The following is a 16,756-nucleotide window of genomic DNA, read 5'->3' as shown; positions in this document are numbered from 1 at the left end:
TGGTTCGACTCGGGCCCCTCGGCCTTTGGTGATGCGGCTTGGATCGGTGAGGGCCCGGCTCACCACGAGCGGGGCTGAGAGATCGGGCCTTGGCGCCAGGGCCGTGGTTTGACTCGGCTCGTTCCTCGCCGGCCATCCAAGCATTTCAAGCAAGAAGCGCATCGAGAGACGCGAACGGGGGAGCCATGGCGTTCCTGCCGGGTTCCTCATCGGCTCCGGCTTGGGTGAACAATTTTTTCAAGGGCTGGGATCGATGGATCAACTGGACAACGCACTACTCAATATCCTGATCAAGGACTCGCGGGTGTCGTATGCCGATATGGCGCGGCAGCTGAACATTTCACGCGCCTACGCCCGGGTGCGGGTCAAGGCATTGGTCGACAGCGGGGTGATCGAGAGCTTCACCACCGTGATCAATCCTGAAAAGCTGGGCAAGAGCATTTCGAACTTCGTCGATCTGACTGTCGCTCCGCATGCGATCGAGCAAGTGGCCGAGCGGCTGGCATCCACGCTCGAAGTCGTCAGTCTCTACATCATGAGCGATCTGAAGAGCCTGCATGTGCATACCCTGACCGATGGCCCTGAAAGATTCGAGGCCTTCGTGCGCGAGCATATCTTCAATCGTCCCGAGATCCTCTCGGTCAATTGCACGGCGCTGATGACGCGGGTCAAGCACCGGCGCGGCGGCGCTCGGTTGTAGCGAGCCGTGCGTTAAATTCGTGCAGCCTAACGACGCTGGTGCGTAGGTGACATCCGGCAACGGCAGCTGCGCCAGAGAAATGGAACGGGGTGGAAAACGACAGGTTGGATGACAAATGAATGCACATGGCGGCTCCGGTTTCCATTTCGCTACGAAATAGTGAAGCGCACTGATGCTTTTTAGTGCGCACACTTCAATATGGTTAAGTTATAGTTAATTTTAGGGCTGAAAATCAATAAGTTGCGCGAACATTCATGGCATGCGGATTGCTGTTTGAGCTGAGCTTCGAATTTACATTCGTCACTCAACGCATCCTCCACCACCATGAGTAAGCCTTCGATGAGCCTGAATCGACGCAATTTCCTGGCCAAGAGCGCCATCGCTGCCGGTACTGGCGCTGGTTTGATCCTCGGTGCTCCTGCGGTAGTCAGGGCGGACAGCAATAGAACGTTCAACTGGAAAATGACCAATGCCTACGCTCCTGGGTCACCGTTCTACGTGCAGGGGCCGGGTAGCCCGACCGATTTCTGCGAGCGGGTCGCGTCGATGTCGGGAGGACGGCTGAAAATCCAGCATTTCGCCGCGGGAGAGCTGATTCCTGCGCTGGAGGGATTCGACGCGGTGTCCAGCGGTCTGGTGGAGATGAACGCCGCCAACGCATTCTTCTGGTCGGGCAGGGTGCCCGCCGCGCAGTACTTCACCGCCGTGCCGTTCGGCATGAATACCCAGGGGATGAACGCCTGGATCTACAACGGTGGCGGGTTGGCGCTGTGGGAGGAGCTGTACGAGCCCTTCGGGCTGGTGCCGATGCCGATGGGTAACACCGGTACCCAGATGACCGGCTGGTTCCGCCAGCCGCTGGAAAGCGTCGATGATCTCAACGGGCTGCAAATGCGCATCCCTGGGCTCGCGGGCAGGGTCTACAGCGAGCTGGGCGTTTCGGTCAGGCTGCTCCCGGGGGGCGAGATATTCCCTGCGCTGGAGCGTGGGGTGATCGATGCCGCTGAGTTCGTCGGGCCCTATCAGGACCGGCGCATGGGGCTGCACAACGCGGCGAAGAACTACTACACCACCGGCTGGCACGAGCCGACCAACGTCACCGAGCTGATCATCAACAAGGGCGCCTGGGACGGCCTGCCGGAGGATCTCCAGGCGATCGTCAGGAACGCGGCCCAGGCGTGCAACAACGAAAGCCTCGCTTGGTCCGACGCCGTCAATGCCGATGCCTTGGAGGACTTGGTCAGCAACGAAGGGGTCATCGCCCGCCCGCTGCCGCCCGAGATCATCGCCCGTCTGTATGAAGTGACCAACGATACCTTGTCGAGCATGGCCGCGGCCGATCCGGCTACCCAGCGGATACATGATCACTTCATGGCGTTTCGCGCCAAGTACGCTTCATGGGCGGCGGTCGGCGAGCGCGGGTTCATGAACCTGGGGGATGGACGCGCATGATGTCCGTGGTCCATGGCATAGAGAGGATCGTCGAGGCGGTGGGGTGGGTGGCGCGGTGGTGCGTTCTGCTGCTGGTGCTGCTGGTGGCCTTCAACGTGCTGGGGCGCAATTTCCTCGGCTTCAGTTCGGTGGCCTTTCAAGAGTTCGAATGGCACCTGCTCTCGCCGATCGCGCTGATCGGGATGGCCTATACCCTCAAGCACCGTGCCGACGTCCGGGTCGACTTCCTTTATGAAAAGTTTCGCCCGCGAGTTCGAGCCGGCATCGATCTGTTCAGCGCTATCGCTACCTGCGCGGTGGGCGGCTTCATCGCATGGGTCGCATTTCCCTACGTGATGCAGTCCTACCGGATCGGCGAGGGCTCGCCGGACCCCGGCGGGCTGTCGTACAGGTACCTGCTGAAGTCATTGCTGGTGATCGGCTTCGGCCTGTTCGCGCTGCAGGGCGTCGCGGATACGCTGCGAGCGCTTTGCGCGCTGGCGGCCAAGGACGGCGGGGAGCAGACGCCATGAGCCCGAACGAGCTATTACCGATCATCATGGTCGCGGGTTTCTTCACGATGATGATGATTGGCGTCCCGGTGGCGATCTCGCTGGCGGTCTCCGGCTTCGTCGCCGGCTTCATCGGTTTCGGACCGATGCTGTTCAGCCTCCTGCCCTCGCGCATGTATGGCGTGGTGAGCAACTACACCCTGCTTGCGATCCCGCTGTTCACGTTCATGGGCGTGATGCTCGAGAAGTCGCGGATCGCCGTGGACATGCTCGACACGATCGGCAAGGCGATGCGAGGGCTGAACGGCGGAATGGGGCTGGCCATCGTACTGGTCGGCGTGCTGCTCGGGGCTTCGACCGGCATCGTCGGTGCCACGGTGGTCACCATCGGGCTGCTCACGCTGCCGGTGCTGCTGCGGCGCGGCTACAAGACCAGCATCGCCTGCGGCACGATATGCGCCTCCGGTACCCTTGGGCAGATCATCCCACCCAGCCTGGTGCTGATCCTGCTGGCCGATATCCTCGGTGAGTCGGTCGGATCGATCTTCGCCGCCGCCTTCATTCCCAGCATGGCGCTGGCATCGATCTACGCCATCTTCATCCTGCTGCTGGGATGGCTGCGGCCCGACTGGATGCCGGCCATTCCGCTCGAGGAGCGCAGCCAGACCTCTCGCCTGCAGCTGGGCAAGGATATCCTCAGCTCGGTGCTGCCTCCGCTGCTGCTGGTGGTCGCGGTGCTCGGTTCGATCATCGCCGGGATCGCAGCACCCACCGAGGCGGCCTCGATGGGCGCGCTGGGCAGCCTGGTGATCGCGATCGTCTCGCGGCGCTTGAGCTGGCAGGTACTCAAGCAGACGCTGCATGGCACGCTGAGCATCAGCGCGATGATCTTCCTCATCCTGCTCTGTTCCCAGCCGTTCTCGCTTGCTTTCCGCGGGCTCGGTGGCGAGGCGCTGGTGCACGATCTGTTCATGATGCTACCGGGCGGAGAGCTGGGCGCGATCCTTTTCTTGATGGCGGTGCTGTTCGTGCTCGGCTTCTTCCTCGAGTGGATCGAGATCTCCTACATCGCACTGCCGATGTTCCTGCCGGTGTTTCTCGGCTATGGCACCGACATGGTGTGGCTGGCGATCCTGGTGGCGCTCAACCTGCAGATGTCGTTCCTCACCCCGCCGTTCGGCTGGTCGTTGTTCTTCCTCAAGGGCGTCGCGCCGCCCGGGGTCAAGACCAGCGACATCTACCTCGGCGCCCTTCCGTTCGTCGTGCTGCAGATGCTCGCGGTCGCGCTGGTATTCTTCTTCCCGGCGCTCGCGACCTGGTTGCCCGAAGCGATCGGCTGGTAGCCGGCAGTGGGGGGGACGAGCCGCCGGGATGCGATAGACTCGAACGCTCAGGCTCCCCTCCCACTGCACGGTGACCGCTCTCCATGACCTCCGCCTACGCTTCCCTCTGCGATCTATTCCAACGGCTATCCCGGCTCGAGCACCTGAGTGCGATCTCTGGTTGGGACATGCACGTGATGATGTCATCGAAGGGAAGCACGGCGCGTGCCGAAGCGATGGCCGAGCTCGAACTCGAGATCCAGGCGCGGCTCGCAGCTCCCCGGGTCGGGGAGCTGCTGTCGGCGGCCGAGCAGGAGTCGCTGGACGACGACCAGCGTGCCGATCTCGTCGAGATGAAGCGGCGTCACGCCTGGGAGACCGCGCTGCCGCCGGCGCTGCTCGAGGCCAAGTCACTGGCCGGCGCACGCTGCGAGCATGCCTGGCGGCGCCAGCGTCCGGCCAACGACTGGTCGGGCTTCGCAGCCAACCTGCGCGAGGTGGTGCGTCTTGCCCGCGAAGAGGCGTCGATTCGCGCCGAGCTTACCGGGCTCGGCCGCTACGATGCGCTGCTCGACCACTACGAGCCGGGCATGCGTGCCGAGCGGCTGGATGCGCTGTTCGCCGATCTCAGCGGCTGGCTGCCCGCGCTGATCGAGCGAGCGCTGGAGCGCCAGGCGCGGGTGGCCGAAACTCCGCTCGAGGGTGCTTTCGATCTCGAGGCCCAGCGACGCCTCGGGCTCGAGGTGATGGCGCTGCTCGGTTTCGACTTCGACGCGGGGCGCCTCGATGTGAGCGCTCACCCCTTCTGTGGAGGGGTTCCTACCGATGTGCGCATTACCACGCGCTTCGATGAGGGTGACTTTCTTCCCGCGCTGATGAGCGTGATCCATGAGACGGGGCATGCGCGCTATGAGCAGAACCTGCCTTCGCGCTTCCAGGGGCGACCGGTCGGGCTGGCCCGCTCGATGGGGATGCATGAGTCGCAAAGCCTTTCGTTCGAGATGCAGCTGGCGCGCTCGGATGCTTTTCTGTCGCTGCTCCAGCCGATGGTGAGTAATCACTTCGGGGCTCGGCCCGGGCTCGAGCTGGAGGCGCTGGCTCGGCGGGTGAGGCGGGTCGCGCCGGGCAGAATCAGGGTCGACGCGGACGAGCTTTGCTATCCCGCCCACGTGATGTTGCGCTACCAGATCGAGCGCGCGCTGATCGAAGGCGAGCTCGAGGTCGAGGATATTCCAGCGGCCTGGGACGAGCGGATGCTGCGCTATCTCGGCGTCGACACCCGCGGCGACTACCGCAACGGCTGCATGCAGGACATCCACTGGACCGACGGCGGTTTCGGCTACTTTCCGACCTATACCCTCGGGGCGATCTACTCAGCCCAGCTGTTCGCCGCCGCGCGCCAGGCGCTGCCCGGGCTCGACGAGCGGATCGCCGGCGGCGAACTCGGTGTGCTGTTCGACTGGCTGGAAGCCAACGTCTGGAGCCACGGCAGCCGCTACTCGACCGACGAGCTGCTGCGTCGAGCTACCGGTGCGCCGGTCGGTACCCAGGCCTATCGCGCCCATCTCGAGCGCCGATACGCTTAGAGGCAAGCCGCGCTGCGGCTACCCTCGTGCGTCGAACGCTCACCATCGACGGGTCTTCAAATCCGGATTCGGCGCACGGGATTTTTCTCACCGCCTCCAGCACCTCCAGCATGAAAAAAAACGGGGTGGCTCCAAGGAGCCACCCCGCTTCGATTCGGGTGCCGGGTCGAACGATCGATCAGCGAGAGCCCGGTTTGGTGTCGAGACCGCGTTCGTCGCTGCCCAGGGCAGAGGCAGGAGCGGCGTAGTCGACGTTCACGTAGTTGCCACCGGGACGGCTATCGATGCTCGGGGTCTGGGCGTGGTTGCCGCCCGGACGGCTGTCGATGCTCTGGGTGATCTGGGCGTGGTTGCCACCCGGTTGGGTATCGATGCTCGGGTAGGTCGAAGCACTGGCCTGGAGGCTGGTGGCACCGAGAGCGATGGCCGAAGCGGCAACGATGAGTTTGAGTGCTTTCATGATTTCTTGCTCCATTCGTATGGGCGCAGTGGCGTCGAGCCTTCATGGCTGCTGCCTTGTGCGATGGAGTCATTATAGTGAGAGTGCTAATTATTAGTAGGTTTCTAATGGAAGCTCTATGTTTCCAAAATGGAAACCATGCATCGATCTGGAGAGGGCCAGGCGCGCTGCGGCGGGCTAGAGGGCATCATGAACTTTGAACTTGTCCCGCTATCGTAACGGGATGAAGCCCGCTCGCCCGTATCCGACCACGTTCCGACGAGATGGTCAGCAATACGGCCTCCCTGGTTAAAAGTTCATGACGCCCTACAGGCTGGCTCGCGATCCAGAACAAGCCTCGATTTCTGGAGCGGCTACCACCGATTGCGCTGTGCAAAGTCGATGAAAGCTCGAAGTGGAGCGGGCAGATGATCCTTTCCCGGATAATAGAGAAACGGCCCGGTGAAGCTCTGCCACCATGGCTGCAACACGGGTTCGAGTTGGCCATTGTCAATTGCAGGCTGCAACCAATCTTCGAACAAATGCACGATTCCACCATCGGCAATGGCCGTGGAAACTGCGAGATCGATTGCCGTAACGTGAACGGTTAGCGCACCAGACGGCTCGATTCGCACGACCTCTCCTGCACGCTCGAACTCCCACGTTGCCAGCGTACCGCTGGCGAACTTTCCCGGTAAACAGGCGTGGTTCAGCAAGTCTCGTGGGTGCTCCGGCCGCCCACGCTGGTTGAGATAAGCCGGAGATGCCGCCGTTGCAAAGCGTTGTCGCCGCGGGCCGATCGGCACCGCGACCATATCCTTTTCCAGCCGCTCGTCGTAGCGAATTCCGGCATCGCAACCGGCTGTCACGATATCCACGAAGCTGTCATCCACCACCACGTCAACCTGAACGTCTGGATACGCCGAGAGAAACTGGGGGAGGATGCGAGGCAGCACGAGCCTTGCCGCATTGATGGGTACGTTAAGCGTCAACTTACCGCGCGGGGTCGTGCGGTAATCGTTGACGAGATCCAGTGTCGCTTCCAAGTCTTCCATCACGGACATTAGGCGGTCGAGGATCCGCGAGCCGACCTCGGTTGTCGCAACGCTCCGCGTCGTCCGATTGAGCAACCGCGCACCCATGCGCGCCTCGAGACGTTTCACGGAATCGCTCAGGCTGGAGGCGCTAATCCCCGTCGCCCGCGCCGCATCTCTGAAGCCGCCGGCCTGCGCGACTGCGATGAATGCACGCACTCCAGCAAGGTCAACTGTCATTGTACGTAATTCCGTTCAGGCTGTTAATTAATTGCATGATTGTGTCGGACAATGGTGGAGCCTACATTCCCTTCAGTCGGCGAATTGATCTACGCGAAGCCGCCGTCTTCAAAGAGAAGACCATGACCATTAATGGAGAAAGATAATGACCACCAATCGCATCGCGATCGTGACCGGCGGTAGCCGTGGCCTCGGCCGGAGCACTGTGCTTCAGCTCGCCAAGCGCGGCGTCCACTCGGTCTTCACCTACAACTCGAGTTCTGATGAAGCCGAAAAGGTCGTGGCTGCTGTCCAGGAGATAGGCGGCAAGGCAATCGCTCTCGAGCTGGACACCGGCAATGTCGCCTCGTTCGATGGTTTTGTCGGCGATGTTCGCAGTGCCCTTGCGACACTTGGCGCAAAACGCTTCGATTATCTCGTCAACAATGCCGGTATTTCTGACCATACGGCTTTTGCATCGCTCACCGAGGAAGTGCTTGACCGGATTTACTCAGTCAACTTCAAGGGCGTGGTGTTCCTGACCCAAAAGCTGCTGCCGCTGCTCAACGACGGTGGCCGCATCATCAACATTTCTACTGGCCTCACCCGATTCACCACGCCCGATACAATCCCCTACGCTTCGCTCAAGGGCGCGATCGAGGTCTTCACTGTTTATCTCGCCAAGGAACTCGGCTCGCGCGGGATTACGGTCAACGCTGTGGCTCCTGGTGCCATCCAGACTGATTTCAGCGGCGGCGTCGTGCGCGACAACCCGGCAGTCAACCAGCATGTCGCCGCTGTTACGGCGCTGGGTCGTCCTGGCTTGCCTGACGATATCGGTTTGTTGGTCGCATCGCTGCTGTCCGAGGATAGCCGCTGGGTCACGGGCCAGCGTATCGAAGCCTCGGGTGGCATGAACCTTTGAATCTCACTGGCCCACCGTCCGTTCAGGCGGTGGGCCGAGAAGGACCAAATGACAGATCTTCGAAACGAAGTGGCGGTTATCACTGGCTCGCCCCAGGGCTGGGCGATTGCCGAACGATAGGCCACCCCTTCTTGCGCTTGTAGCCATCGTAGCCGGCACGCGGACCGCTCTCGCCCCTGCACTGCAACGTGCGGCCCTCCAGCGCAAGGCATTGAGCATCGAGTGCAGGTCGTACTTGCGCTGGCGCGTCGGGATCAGTCCTCTTCGATCTTCGGCAGGCCGCCGTTGTCCGGCTTGGCCAGCAGGCCGCTGTTCACGTAGGTGGCGAGCTTCTCGCGAGTGTCGCTGATGTCGTGGTTGCGCATGGTCAGCTGACCGATGCGGTCGCGCGGGGTGAAGCTCGACTCGCCCTTCTCCATGGTCAGGCGCTCGGCCTTGTAGGTCAGGTTGGGAGAGACGGTATCGAGCAGCGAGTAGTCGTTGCCGCGGCGCAGCTCGATCACCACCTCACCGGTGACCGCGCGGGCGACCCAGCGCTGGGCGGTTTCACGCAGCATCAGCGCCTGCGGGTCGAACCAGCGGCCCTGGTAGAGCAGCCGGCCGAGCCGCAGGCCGTTGATCCGGTACTGCTCGATGGTGTCTTCGTTGTGGATGCCGGTGACCAGCCGCTCGTAGGCGATGAACAGCAGCGCCATGCCGGGGGCTTCGTAGATCCCGCGGCTCTTCGCCTCGATGATCCGGTTCTCGATCTGGTCCGACATGCCGAGCCCGTGACGGCCGCCGATCCGGTTGGCTTCGAGGATCAGTTCGACGGGATCGGCGTACTCGATGCCGTTCAGTGCCACCGGGCGGCCTTCCTCGAAGCGCACGCTGACGGTCTCGGGCTTGATCTGCACCTCTTCTTTCCAGAACGCAGTACCCATGATCGGCTGGACGATCTTGATCCCGCTGTCGAGGAACTCGAGATCCTTCGCCTCGTGGGTGGCGCCGAGGATGTTGGAGTCGGTGGAGTAGGCCTTTTCGGTCGACATCTTGTAGTCGAAGCCGTTGGCGTTCATGAACTCGGACATCTCCTTGCGACCGCCGAGCTCATCGATGAAGTCCTGGTCGAGCCACGGCTTGTAGATCCGCAGCGCCGGATTGGTCATCAGGCCATAGCGATAGAATCGCTCGATGTCGTTGCCCTTGTAGGTGCTGCCGTCGCCCCAGATGTGGACGTCGTCTTCCTTCATCGCCGCGACCAGCATGGTGCCGGTCACCGCGCGGCCGATCGGGGTGGTGTTGAAGTAGGTGACCCCGGCGGTGGTGACGTGGAAGGCACCACTTTGCAACGCCGCGATCCCCTCGTTGACCAGCTGCATGCGGCAGTCGATCAGTCGGGCATTCTCCGCGCCGTAGCTCATCGCCTTGCGCGGAATCTCGTCGTAGTCGCTCTCGTCCGGCTGGCCGAGATGCGCGGTATAGGCATAGGGCACCGCGCCTTTCTGGCGCATCCACAAAAGCGCCGCGCTGGTGTCGAGGCCGCCGGAGAAGGCGATGCCGACCTTCTCGCCGTGGGGAAGATGTTCGAGGATGGTGCTCATTGGGGCCTGGTGTCGTCGCTGAGGGTTGTATTTACGCGTCGCGGCAGTATCCAGAGCCGCTACGGGCGGGGTCAAGCACGGCGCGTTCGAGCGGACGGCGAGCCGCCCTCGACCTGGCCGGGCGAGGCCGACGGGAGGAGCGATTCGCGGGTCCTTGAGTCGCAGCATTATAACCGCGAACGACGCTGCCCACGAACCGGCGTCAGCGATGCCCTTCGAGCATGCAGGCCAAGTATTCGCCGAAGGCGCGCAAGCGCGGCGGCACGAAGCGCTTGGGCGGGTAGAGCAACCAGGCGGTGCCGTGGTAGGTGCTGGTATAGCGCCACTCCGGCAGTACCTGGCGCAGCCGCTCCTCGGCCAGCGCCCGGGCCGCGGTGAAGCGTGGCAGCGTGGCGATGCCGAGACCGGCGAGCGCTGCCTCCAGGCGCGCCTCGCTGTGGTTGCAGGCGTAGCGTCCGCGTACCGCGACCCTTCGCTGCTCGCTGCCGCGGGCGAGACGCCAGAGGCTATCGGCTGGAGTTTCACCGAGAAAGATGCAGGCATGCTCGGCCAGCGCCTCGGGGGTGGCGGGTTCGCCGTGGCGCTCGAGGTAGGCCGGCGAGGCGCAGAGCAGGTGCTCGACCTCGGTCAGCGGCCGGCCGGCCATGCCGGGCGGCGGTGTCTCGGTGATCCTCACCATGGCGTCGAAGCCCTCCTTGATCGGATCGACCAGCCGGTCGTCGAGGATCAGCCGCAGCTCGAGTTCGGGGTAGCGCTCGAGCAGCCCCGGTATCAACGGCAGCATCAGGTACTTGCCGAAGGCCTTGGGCATCGCCACCCGCAGCACGCCGCGCGGTGCGGCCTCGAGGCGCTCGGCGAGGCCGAGCGTGGCCTCGAAGGCGTCGACCATCTCGCGAGCCTGGGAGTAGGCCGCCTGGCCCGAGTCAGTGAGCCGCAGCCGCCGGGTCGAGCGCTCGAACAGCCGCAGCGAGAGCCCCGTTTCGAGCTTGCCGATCTGACGGCTCACTGCCGAAGGGCTGAGGCCGAGCTGGGTCGAGGCGGCGGTGAAGCTGCCGCTCTCGACCACCTGCACGAAGGTGACCAGCCAGGGCAGCATGGTGTCGTGTCGATTCATGATCCTGGGGAACGAGTGTTGTGTCATTGCGCTGGATTATCGGCGCTATACGCATGAATGGACAATGGCGGCTCTTGTCATGGAGAACGCTTTCGATGCATCCGCCAACCGTTGCCCATTCGCTCACCGTGCCTCGCTACGTCGACCTGATGCTGCTATTGGTCGCCGTGGCCTGGGGGAGCAGCTACGCCATCGCCAAGGAGGCGCTCGCGCTCTATCCGGTGCTCGGCTTCATTGCCTTGCGTTTCGGGCTCGCCGCCTTGCTGCTCGCCCCGCGCCTGATCCGGCGCGGCGCCTGGCCCGGACTCGGTGCGCTCCCGCTCGGTGCGCTGCTGCTGGCGATCTTCCTCTGCGAGATGTATGGCGTGGTCCATACTTCGGCCGCCAATGCTGCGTTCCTGATCAGCCTCTGCGTGGTCTTCACTCCGCTGCTCGAATGGGCGCTGCTCGGGGTGCGCCCGCGCGCCCAGGTGCTCGGCGCTTGTGGGCTCGCGCTTGGCGGCGCCGCCTTGCTGGCGGGCGAGCTCGAGCTTCGCGTGGGGCTCGGCGATGGACTGATCCTGCTCGCCGCGCTTCTGCGTGCGCTGATGGTCTGCATGACCCGACGCCAGCGACTGAGCCGGGAGAGCGATGCCCTGGCATTGACCGCGGTGCAGTCGCTGGTGGTCGCCGGTGGAGCGATCGCCCTCGCCCTGTCGCTGCCGGGGGAGGGGCTGCCAGCGCTGCCACGCGCCTGGCCGTTCTGGCTTGCGCTCGGCTACCTGGTGGTGTGCTGCACCTTGTTCGCCTTCTTCGTCCAGAACCATGCGCTGCGCCATGCAAGTCCCACCCGTGTCTCGTTGCTGATGGGCAGCGAGCCGCTGTTCGGCGCGCTGTTCGCCGCCTTTTGGCTCGATGAGCGATTGAGCGTCGGCGCCTGGGCCGGCGGCTGCGCCATCGTCTTCGCCTCGCTATGGGCGATCCGGGCAAGTGCCTCGGGCGGGATGAGCGAGCCCGACGCACCTGCCGCTCGACCTGCCGAGGCCGTGGGTGCCACACTCGCTGAACCTGAAACAACAACCATCGAAGCGAGGAAGGGATGAACGAAGGGTCGGGAGCAAGGCGGGCGGCAGTGACCGAGTGGCTGGCGGAACAGCAGGAGGCGATGCGCGCGCTGCTGGCGCTGCTGGTCGACATCGACTCGCACAGCCACGACAAGGCCGGGGTCGACTCGGTGGGCGAAGCGATATCCGACTGGTGCAAGGCAATGGGTATCGAGGTGCGGCGCACGCCACGGCCGCGCTTCGGCGACCTGTTCGAGGCCTGCTTGGGCGAGGGTGAGGGCGCGGTGGTCCTGCTCGGCCATCGCGATACCGTGTTCCCCACCGGTACGGTGGCCGAGCGCAGCTACGAAGAGCACGACGGCATGGCCTTCGGCCCCGGCGTCGCCGACATGAAAGGCGGGCTGGTGATGAACCTTTTCGTGCTCGCCGCGCTGGCGCGCACCGGCGGGCTGGCCTTCCCGCTCAAAGCGGTGTTCACCGCCGACGAGGAGATCGGCTCGCCGGATGGCAAGGCGCTGATCGAGGCCGCGGTGCGCCACGCTCGCGCGGTGTTCAACGCCGAGCCGGGCCGGGTCAGTGGCAATCTGGTCACCGCGCGCAAGGGCGGGGCGAGCTTGGTGCTCGAGGTGTCGGGCCGCGCGGCGCACTCCGGGGTCAGCCACGCCGATGGTGCCAGCGCGATCGAAGCGCTGGCGCGCAAGATACAGCGCATCCACGCGCTGACCGACTACGACACCGGCGTCACCACCAACGTCGGCGTGATCGAGGGCGGCACCTCGAGCAATACCGTGGCGCCATGGGCTCGGGCGCGGATCGACACCCGCTTCGTCACCTCCGAGCAGCGCGAAGCGCTGTTCGCGGCGCTCGAGGAAATAGCCGCGCGGGAAGAGCTGCCCGGTACCCAGGCGACGCTGACCCAGGTCTCCGGGTTCTTGCCGCTCGAGCGGGAGATGAGCGAGGCGCTGCTGGCCCGCTATCAGCGCTCGGCGGCCGAGCTGGGTTTCGAGGTCGAGGGCGAGTTCACCGGCGGCTGCTCGGATGCCGGTACCACCGCGAGCCTCGGCATCCCCACCCTCTGCGGCACCGGTCCGGTCGGCGCCTTGATGCATACCGAGCGTGAATACCTGCTGCTGTCGAGCCTCGTTCCCCGCGCCCAGGCGCTGGCCTTGACCCTGCTCGATCTCGACGAGGCCTGATGCGCGAACGGCACCCGAATGGGTGCCGTTGCCCTTTTGACCCAGCGACGCTCTCGATCCTGGCGAGTCGAGAACCGTTTGGGTCCTAACGCACCTCTAGCTCGCTTAGATGCGAGGGGCGGACCCCTCGCGCTCCCCCTGAAAGGGGACGCGCCGCCACGAGATCGCGAAACCCTGGCCGATCAATCGCTTGCCCTCGGGTCGGCGCGCATGGACGTCCCTGTCCGGGCGCGCCTTTCGCGACATCCATGTCGCAAACCCCGGTGCAATCGATTGCCGTCCAGCGCGCTCTCGGAGGCGGCTGGAAGCCATCGTGGCATCTTCGAATACTTTGTCAGCAGTCTGGAACTGCACCCGAATGGGTGCCGTTGGCCGGTTCGCTCAGGGATGTCCGCCGGCGGCGGGGCCGCCCCCGGGCCCACCGCCCGGACCGCCACCGCCGTGGCCACCGCCGCCGCCCGGAGGCGGAAAGAGGAAGCAGCCGCTGAGGGTCAGGCTGAGCAGCACCGGGGCCAGCCATAGCATACGTTTGATCATTTCAATCACCTCGGTTCACACGGGACTCCGCTGCGGGAGCCGTGGGCGCAATCTATGCGCCAACTGCGCAAGCAGTATGCAATTCACCGATGGTGACCGAACTTCCTTGCTCCCTGCGCGGGTTCAGCGCGTACCCGCCACTGCCCGATAGCATTCGATCACATGGTAGCCGGTGGTCGATTTGATCGGCCCGCGCTGGCCGAGGTACTCCTCGGGCAGATCGGCGGGGAAGTAGGCATCGAGGATCTCCTCGAGCAGCGGCTCGGCCTGGGGCGAGCCGCTCAGTGCCAGGCAGCGCAGGCGTTCGAGGTTGACCCAGATGCGTGCGTCGAAGGCCATCGGGCGGCGCTCGGCGTCGAGCTGGTTGGAGATCATCCGCGGTGCGAAGGATTCGAGAGTGACGCGCTCGGCTGCGCTGCACAGGGTCTTCGGGTCGAGGGCGGCGAAGTCCAGCCCGAGATCGGCATTCAGCAGGAGCAGCGAGGCCCATTCGTAGTTGTGGCCAAGATCGTACTCGAGCAGCCGGCCGTCCTCGGCGATCCGTTCGGCGAGCAGGCCGTGCTCGGTATCGAGGAAGCGTTCGCTGGCCACCCGGGCGATGCGCTCGATATGCGCGGCGATGCGCGGCTGTGGCCGGTAGCGCTGAGTGATGGTCAGGGCCTCGAACAGGTGCATCAGGGCGTTGAGTTCGAGGAAGTCGCCGCCCGCCCGCGGCTGCAGCCAGGTGTCGAACGGCGCCGAGAGGATGTCGTCGAGGGTGGCGTTGAGATCATCGTCCAGCCCTTCGACCGGCTCGAGCTCGGCCAGCTGTACCTGGGCATTGAGCAGGAAGGCGAGCTCGTAGCGCGCGCCGCCGTCGTGCTGGGCGGGCGGCGTGTAGCGGCCGCCCAGGTGGCGCAGATAGCGCGGGCGCATCGCTTCGTAGAGCTCGGCTGCCCGTTTGGCCGCCGGCGGATGGGCGCAGGCAAGCTGGAAATGCACCAGGTAGATGATGCCCCGGGTCTGGCACAAGAGCCGCGGAGGGCGGTCGCTGCGCGTGGCGGTAGCGAGGAATTCGGGCACCAGGCCGTCGCTTTCGAGCGCGGTGACGAGCGCATCGTGGTAGCGGCTAAGGATGGCTTGGAAGCGGTCGAGAGTGGTCATCACAGGGCCTGCTGCGGGCTTGGTTGGGCGGCGTGAAGCTATCATGAATCGCCTCGCTTTGCGCGTGATCGGGCCAAGTGAAGGTGACCTCGAGGCCTCGGTGTGGTAAGCCTAATAGGGTTCAACAATAAAACCCGACAGGTCGCAAGCTGACTTTGGTCGCGTGCGCCATCCGGCGCTGTGAGTCGAAAGCGGGCCGAATCATCGCCCGTCGCTGTATCCAACGCTGCGGCTTGCGTCCAGGAGACGAGCCATGAGCGTGATTGAAACCCATACGACGCCGCCGTCCTATGCGATCTCTTCCGTGCGCCGACTCGACCGGACATGCCTGAGCGGGCTTCCGGCCGGAATACGCCGCCCTCGCTTCGATCCGGCGAAACTGCGCAGCGGCATACTCCATCTCGGCTGCGGCGCTTTCCACCGCGCCCACCAGGCGCTGGTGACCCAGCGTGCGATCGAGGCCGAGGGCGATGCCGGGTTGCGCTGGGGAATCAGCTCGGCAAGCCTCGTGCGTCGCACCACCCCCGATGCGCTGGCCCCTCAACAGGGGCTCTACACCCTGATCGAGCGCAGCGCCGAGGGCAGCCGTGCCGAGGTGATCGGCGCGATCTCCGAGGTGGTCCATGCCCCGAGCGATGCCCGCGGTCTCGCTGCGCGGCTGGCCGATCCCGAGACCCGGATCGTCACCCTGACCGTCACCGATCGCGGCTATTTTCTCGATCCCGCAAGCCACCGGCTGGACGCCGGGGACCCGGCGATCCGCGCCGATCTTGGCGCCGTGCGCCCGGCGACGCCGATCGGCGCGCTGGTGAGAGGGCTGGCGCTGACCCGGGATGCGGGGCATGTGCCGCCGGTGATCCTTTGCTGTGACAATCTCACCGCCAACGGTGCGACGCTCAAGCAGGCGGTGAGCGATTTCGCCGCGCTCGAGGATGACGGTCTTGCGGCTTGGATCGAGCGCAACGTGCAGTTCCCCAACACCATGGTCGACCGCATCGCGCCCTCGACCAGCGACTCGGACCGCGCCGAGGCGCTCGGGCTGCTCGGTGTCGAGGACGCGGCACCGGTGGTGGCCGAGCCGTTCCTCGATTGGGTGATCGAGGAGTTCGATGGCCCCAGGCCGCGCTGGGAAGAAGGGGGGGCGACCTTCGTCAGCGACGTCGAGCCGTTCGAGATCGCCAAGCTCAGGCTGCTCAACGGCACCCATATGCTGCTCGCCTACATCGGTGCGCTGGCCGGCTATCGCACCATCGCCGAGGCGATCCAGGATCCGCTGATCGCTCGGCTCGCCGAGCGCTTCATGCGCTCCGAGCAGGGGCCGACGGTGCCGGTATCGCGCGAGCGGCGCGATCGCTACATCGACGGCCTGATCAGCCGGCTGGCCAATCCGGCGATTCGCCACGAGGTGGGTCGGGTCGGGCGCAACGGCTCGATGAAGCTCGCCACCAGGCTGCTCGAACCGATGCGCTACAACCTCGCCGAGCGTCGAGACATCCCTTGCACCATCCTCGCCATCGCTGCCTGGATCCGCTGGTTCGCGCTGATCGATACCGCCGGCACTGCGGTCAGCATCCAGGACCCGAACAAAGACGAGATCAGGCGGCTGTGCAGGGCGACGCGCGAGAACCCGATGCTGCGCGCCGAGACCTTCCTCGACTACGACGAGGTGTTCGGCGACGCGCTACCGCGCCAGGAGCAGGTCGCGAGCCAGCTTGCCCAGGCGATCAGCGATTTGCACCGCTATGACATTCACGAGGTGATCGCCGCGCATCTCGGCGAGACGATCCTCGGCAAGCACTATCCCGACTGAGCATCGCGTGACCGGGGCCAAAGACCGGCGAGGCGCAGGGAACTTCTGCGCCTCTCAGATTAATGACAAACCCCTTTTGACCCAGCGACGCTCTCGATCCTGGCGAGTCGAGAACCGTTTGGGTCCTAACGCACCTCTTGCTCGCTTAGATGCGAGGGGCGG

General features: G+C 64.7%; 15 protein-coding genes. 9 read left to right on the top strand and 6 right to left on the bottom strand.

Translation table 11 applies throughout. The annotated features are described in order from the left end of the window. Positions 1–253 precede the first annotated feature (253 nt). The 5 genes from Q376_RS0110160 to Q376_RS0110140 all read left to right on the top strand — a co-directional run bounded on the left by Q376_RS0110160 (position 254) and on the right by Q376_RS0110140 (position 5,551). A complete protein-coding gene (locus tag Q376_RS0110160; protein ID WP_027350216.1) occupies positions 254–700 on the top strand; it encodes an Lrp/AsnC family transcriptional regulator in 447 nt (148 codons plus the stop codon). A 339-nt stretch (positions 701–1,039) separates the two neighbouring features. After that, the gene (locus Q376_RS0110155) at positions 1,040–2,152 is read left to right on the top strand and encodes a TRAP transporter substrate-binding protein (protein ID WP_027350215.1); all 1,113 of its coding nucleotides are present in this window, start codon (positions 1,040–1,042) and stop codon (positions 2,150–2,152) included. Beyond that, a complete protein-coding gene (locus Q376_RS0110150) occupies positions 2,152–2,664 on the top strand; it encodes a TRAP transporter small permease subunit (protein ID WP_043447270.1) in 513 nt (170 codons plus the stop codon). The genes Q376_RS0110155 and Q376_RS0110150 overlap by 1 nt, the downstream gene beginning before the upstream one ends. Further along, positions 2,661–3,986, top strand: coding sequence for a TRAP transporter large permease (locus Q376_RS0110145; protein WP_027350213.1), 1,326 nt, complete (start codon positions 2,661–2,663; stop codon positions 3,984–3,986). Before Q376_RS0110150 ends, Q376_RS0110145 begins: the two co-directional genes overlap by 4 nt. Positions 3,987–4,069: 83 nt before the next feature. Beyond that, entirely contained in the window at positions 4,070–5,551 is a 1,482-nt protein-coding gene (locus Q376_RS0110140) for a carboxypeptidase M32 (RefSeq protein WP_027350212.1), read from the top strand. A 178-nt stretch (positions 5,552–5,729) separates the two neighbouring features. On the opposite strand, the gene Q376_RS0110135 is transcribed toward Q376_RS0110140, so the two are convergent. Beyond that, positions 5,730–6,011: a hypothetical protein gene (locus Q376_RS0110135; protein ID WP_027350211.1), complete on the bottom strand. Its 282-nt coding sequence runs from the start codon at positions 6,009–6,011 to the stop codon at positions 5,730–5,732. Positions 6,012–6,364: 353 nt separating this feature from the next. Continuing rightward, positions 6,365–7,264 (bottom strand): LysR family transcriptional regulator, encoded by a 900-nt coding sequence (locus tag Q376_RS0110130; protein ID WP_027350210.1) that lies wholly within the window; start codon positions 7,262–7,264, stop codon positions 6,365–6,367. A gap of 145 nt (positions 7,265–7,409) precedes the next feature. On the opposite strand from Q376_RS0110130, the gene Q376_RS0110125 reads away from it, so the two are divergent. Continuing rightward, positions 7,410–8,168, top strand: coding sequence for an SDR family NAD(P)-dependent oxidoreductase (locus tag Q376_RS0110125; protein ID WP_027350209.1), 759 nt, complete (start codon positions 7,410–7,412; stop codon positions 8,166–8,168). A gap of 254 nt (positions 8,169–8,422) precedes the next feature. Here Q376_RS0110125 and argG read toward each other — a convergent pair whose 3' ends face one another. Together argG and Q376_RS0110115 are read right to left on the bottom strand one after the other, a co-directional pair. Beyond that, positions 8,423–9,751, bottom strand: coding sequence for an argininosuccinate synthase (gene argG, locus Q376_RS0110120; RefSeq protein WP_027350208.1), 1,329 nt, complete (start codon positions 9,749–9,751; stop codon positions 8,423–8,425). 202 nt (positions 9,752–9,953) lie between these two features. Further along, on the bottom strand, positions 9,954–10,865 hold the full coding sequence (locus tag Q376_RS0110115; RefSeq protein ID WP_027350207.1) for a LysR family transcriptional regulator: 912 nt from the start codon (positions 10,863–10,865) through the stop codon (positions 9,954–9,956). A gap of 95 nt (positions 10,866–10,960) precedes the next feature. Here Q376_RS0110115 and Q376_RS22205 point away from each other — a divergent pair, with 95 nt between their 5' ends. Both Q376_RS22205 and Q376_RS0110105 read left to right on the top strand, forming a co-directional pair. Beyond that, positions 10,961–11,947, top strand: a complete 987-nt coding sequence (locus tag Q376_RS22205) for a DMT family transporter (protein WP_211266643.1) — start codon at positions 10,961–10,963, stop codon at positions 11,945–11,947. Positions 11,948–11,976: 29 nt separating this feature from the next. Continuing rightward, positions 11,977–13,104: a M20 family metallopeptidase gene (locus Q376_RS0110105; protein WP_245598935.1), complete on the top strand. Its 1,128-nt coding sequence runs from the start codon at positions 11,977–11,979 to the stop codon at positions 13,102–13,104. A 381-nt stretch (positions 13,105–13,485) separates the two neighbouring features. Here the strand turns inward: Q376_RS0110105 and Q376_RS25115 are convergent, their stop codons facing one another. Together Q376_RS25115 and Q376_RS0110095 are read right to left on the bottom strand one after the other, a co-directional pair. Then, a complete protein-coding gene (locus Q376_RS25115; protein WP_169739037.1) occupies positions 13,486–13,641 on the bottom strand; it encodes a hypothetical protein in 156 nt (51 codons plus the stop codon). Between the two features lie 123 nt (positions 13,642–13,764). Next, positions 13,765–14,784: an AGE family epimerase/isomerase gene (locus Q376_RS0110095; RefSeq protein WP_027350205.1), complete on the bottom strand. Its 1,020-nt coding sequence runs from the start codon at positions 14,782–14,784 to the stop codon at positions 13,765–13,767. Between the two features lie 253 nt (positions 14,785–15,037). Here Q376_RS0110095 and Q376_RS0110090 point away from each other — a divergent pair, with 253 nt between their 5' ends. After that, positions 15,038–16,594: a mannitol dehydrogenase family protein gene (locus Q376_RS0110090; protein ID WP_043447265.1), complete on the top strand. Its 1,557-nt coding sequence runs from the start codon at positions 15,038–15,040 to the stop codon at positions 16,592–16,594. Positions 16,595–16,756: the final 162 nt, after the last annotated feature.

This window comes from Halotalea alkalilenta DSM 17697 (assembly GCF_000621205.1).
Taxonomy (GTDB): Bacteria; Pseudomonadota; Gammaproteobacteria; order Pseudomonadales; family Halomonadaceae; genus Halotalea; species Halotalea alkalilenta.
Note: the sequence above shows the minus strand (reverse complement) of the source record. Positions and strands in the feature narration are given on the sequence as shown.

Excerpts from the sequence above, each read along its gene's own strand:
- Q376_RS0110160 (WP_027350216.1), top strand. The coding sequence starts at position 254 with ATGGATCAACTGGACAACGCACTACTCAATATCCTGATCAAGGACTCG.
- Q376_RS0110155 (WP_027350215.1), top strand. The coding sequence starts at position 1,040 with ATGAGCCTGAATCGACGCAATTTCCTGGCCAAGAGCGCCATCGCTGCC.
- Q376_RS0110150 (WP_043447270.1), top strand. The coding sequence starts at position 2,152 with ATGTCCGTGGTCCATGGCATAGAGAGGATCGTCGAGGCGGTGGGGTGG.
- Q376_RS0110145 (WP_027350213.1), top strand. The coding sequence starts at position 2,661 with ATGAGCCCGAACGAGCTATTACCGATCATCATGGTCGCGGGTTTCTTC.
- Q376_RS0110140 (WP_027350212.1), top strand. The coding sequence starts at position 4,070 with ATGACCTCCGCCTACGCTTCCCTCTGCGATCTATTCCAACGGCTATCC.
- Q376_RS0110135 (WP_027350211.1), bottom strand. The coding sequence starts at position 6,011 with ATGAAAGCACTCAAACTCATCGTTGCCGCTTCGGCCATCGCTCTCGGT.
- Q376_RS0110130 (WP_027350210.1), bottom strand. The coding sequence starts at position 7,264 with ATGACAGTTGACCTTGCTGGAGTGCGTGCATTCATCGCAGTCGCGCAG.
- Q376_RS0110125 (WP_027350209.1), top strand. The coding sequence starts at position 7,410 with ATGACCACCAATCGCATCGCGATCGTGACCGGCGGTAGCCGTGGCCTC.
- argG (WP_027350208.1), bottom strand. The coding sequence starts at position 9,751 with ATGAGCACCATCCTCGAACATCTTCCCCACGGCGAGAAGGTCGGCATC.
- Q376_RS0110115 (WP_027350207.1), bottom strand. The coding sequence starts at position 10,865 with ATGAATCGACACGACACCATGCTGCCCTGGCTGGTCACCTTCGTGCAG.
- Q376_RS22205 (WP_211266643.1), top strand. The coding sequence starts at position 10,961 with ATGCATCCGCCAACCGTTGCCCATTCGCTCACCGTGCCTCGCTACGTC.
- Q376_RS25115 (WP_169739037.1), bottom strand. The coding sequence starts at position 13,641 with ATGATCAAACGTATGCTATGGCTGGCCCCGGTGCTGCTCAGCCTGACC.
- Q376_RS0110095 (WP_027350205.1), bottom strand. The coding sequence starts at position 14,784 with ATGACCACTCTCGACCGCTTCCAAGCCATCCTTAGCCGCTACCACGAT.
- Q376_RS0110090 (WP_043447265.1), top strand. The coding sequence starts at position 15,038 with ATGAGCGTGATTGAAACCCATACGACGCCGCCGTCCTATGCGATCTCT.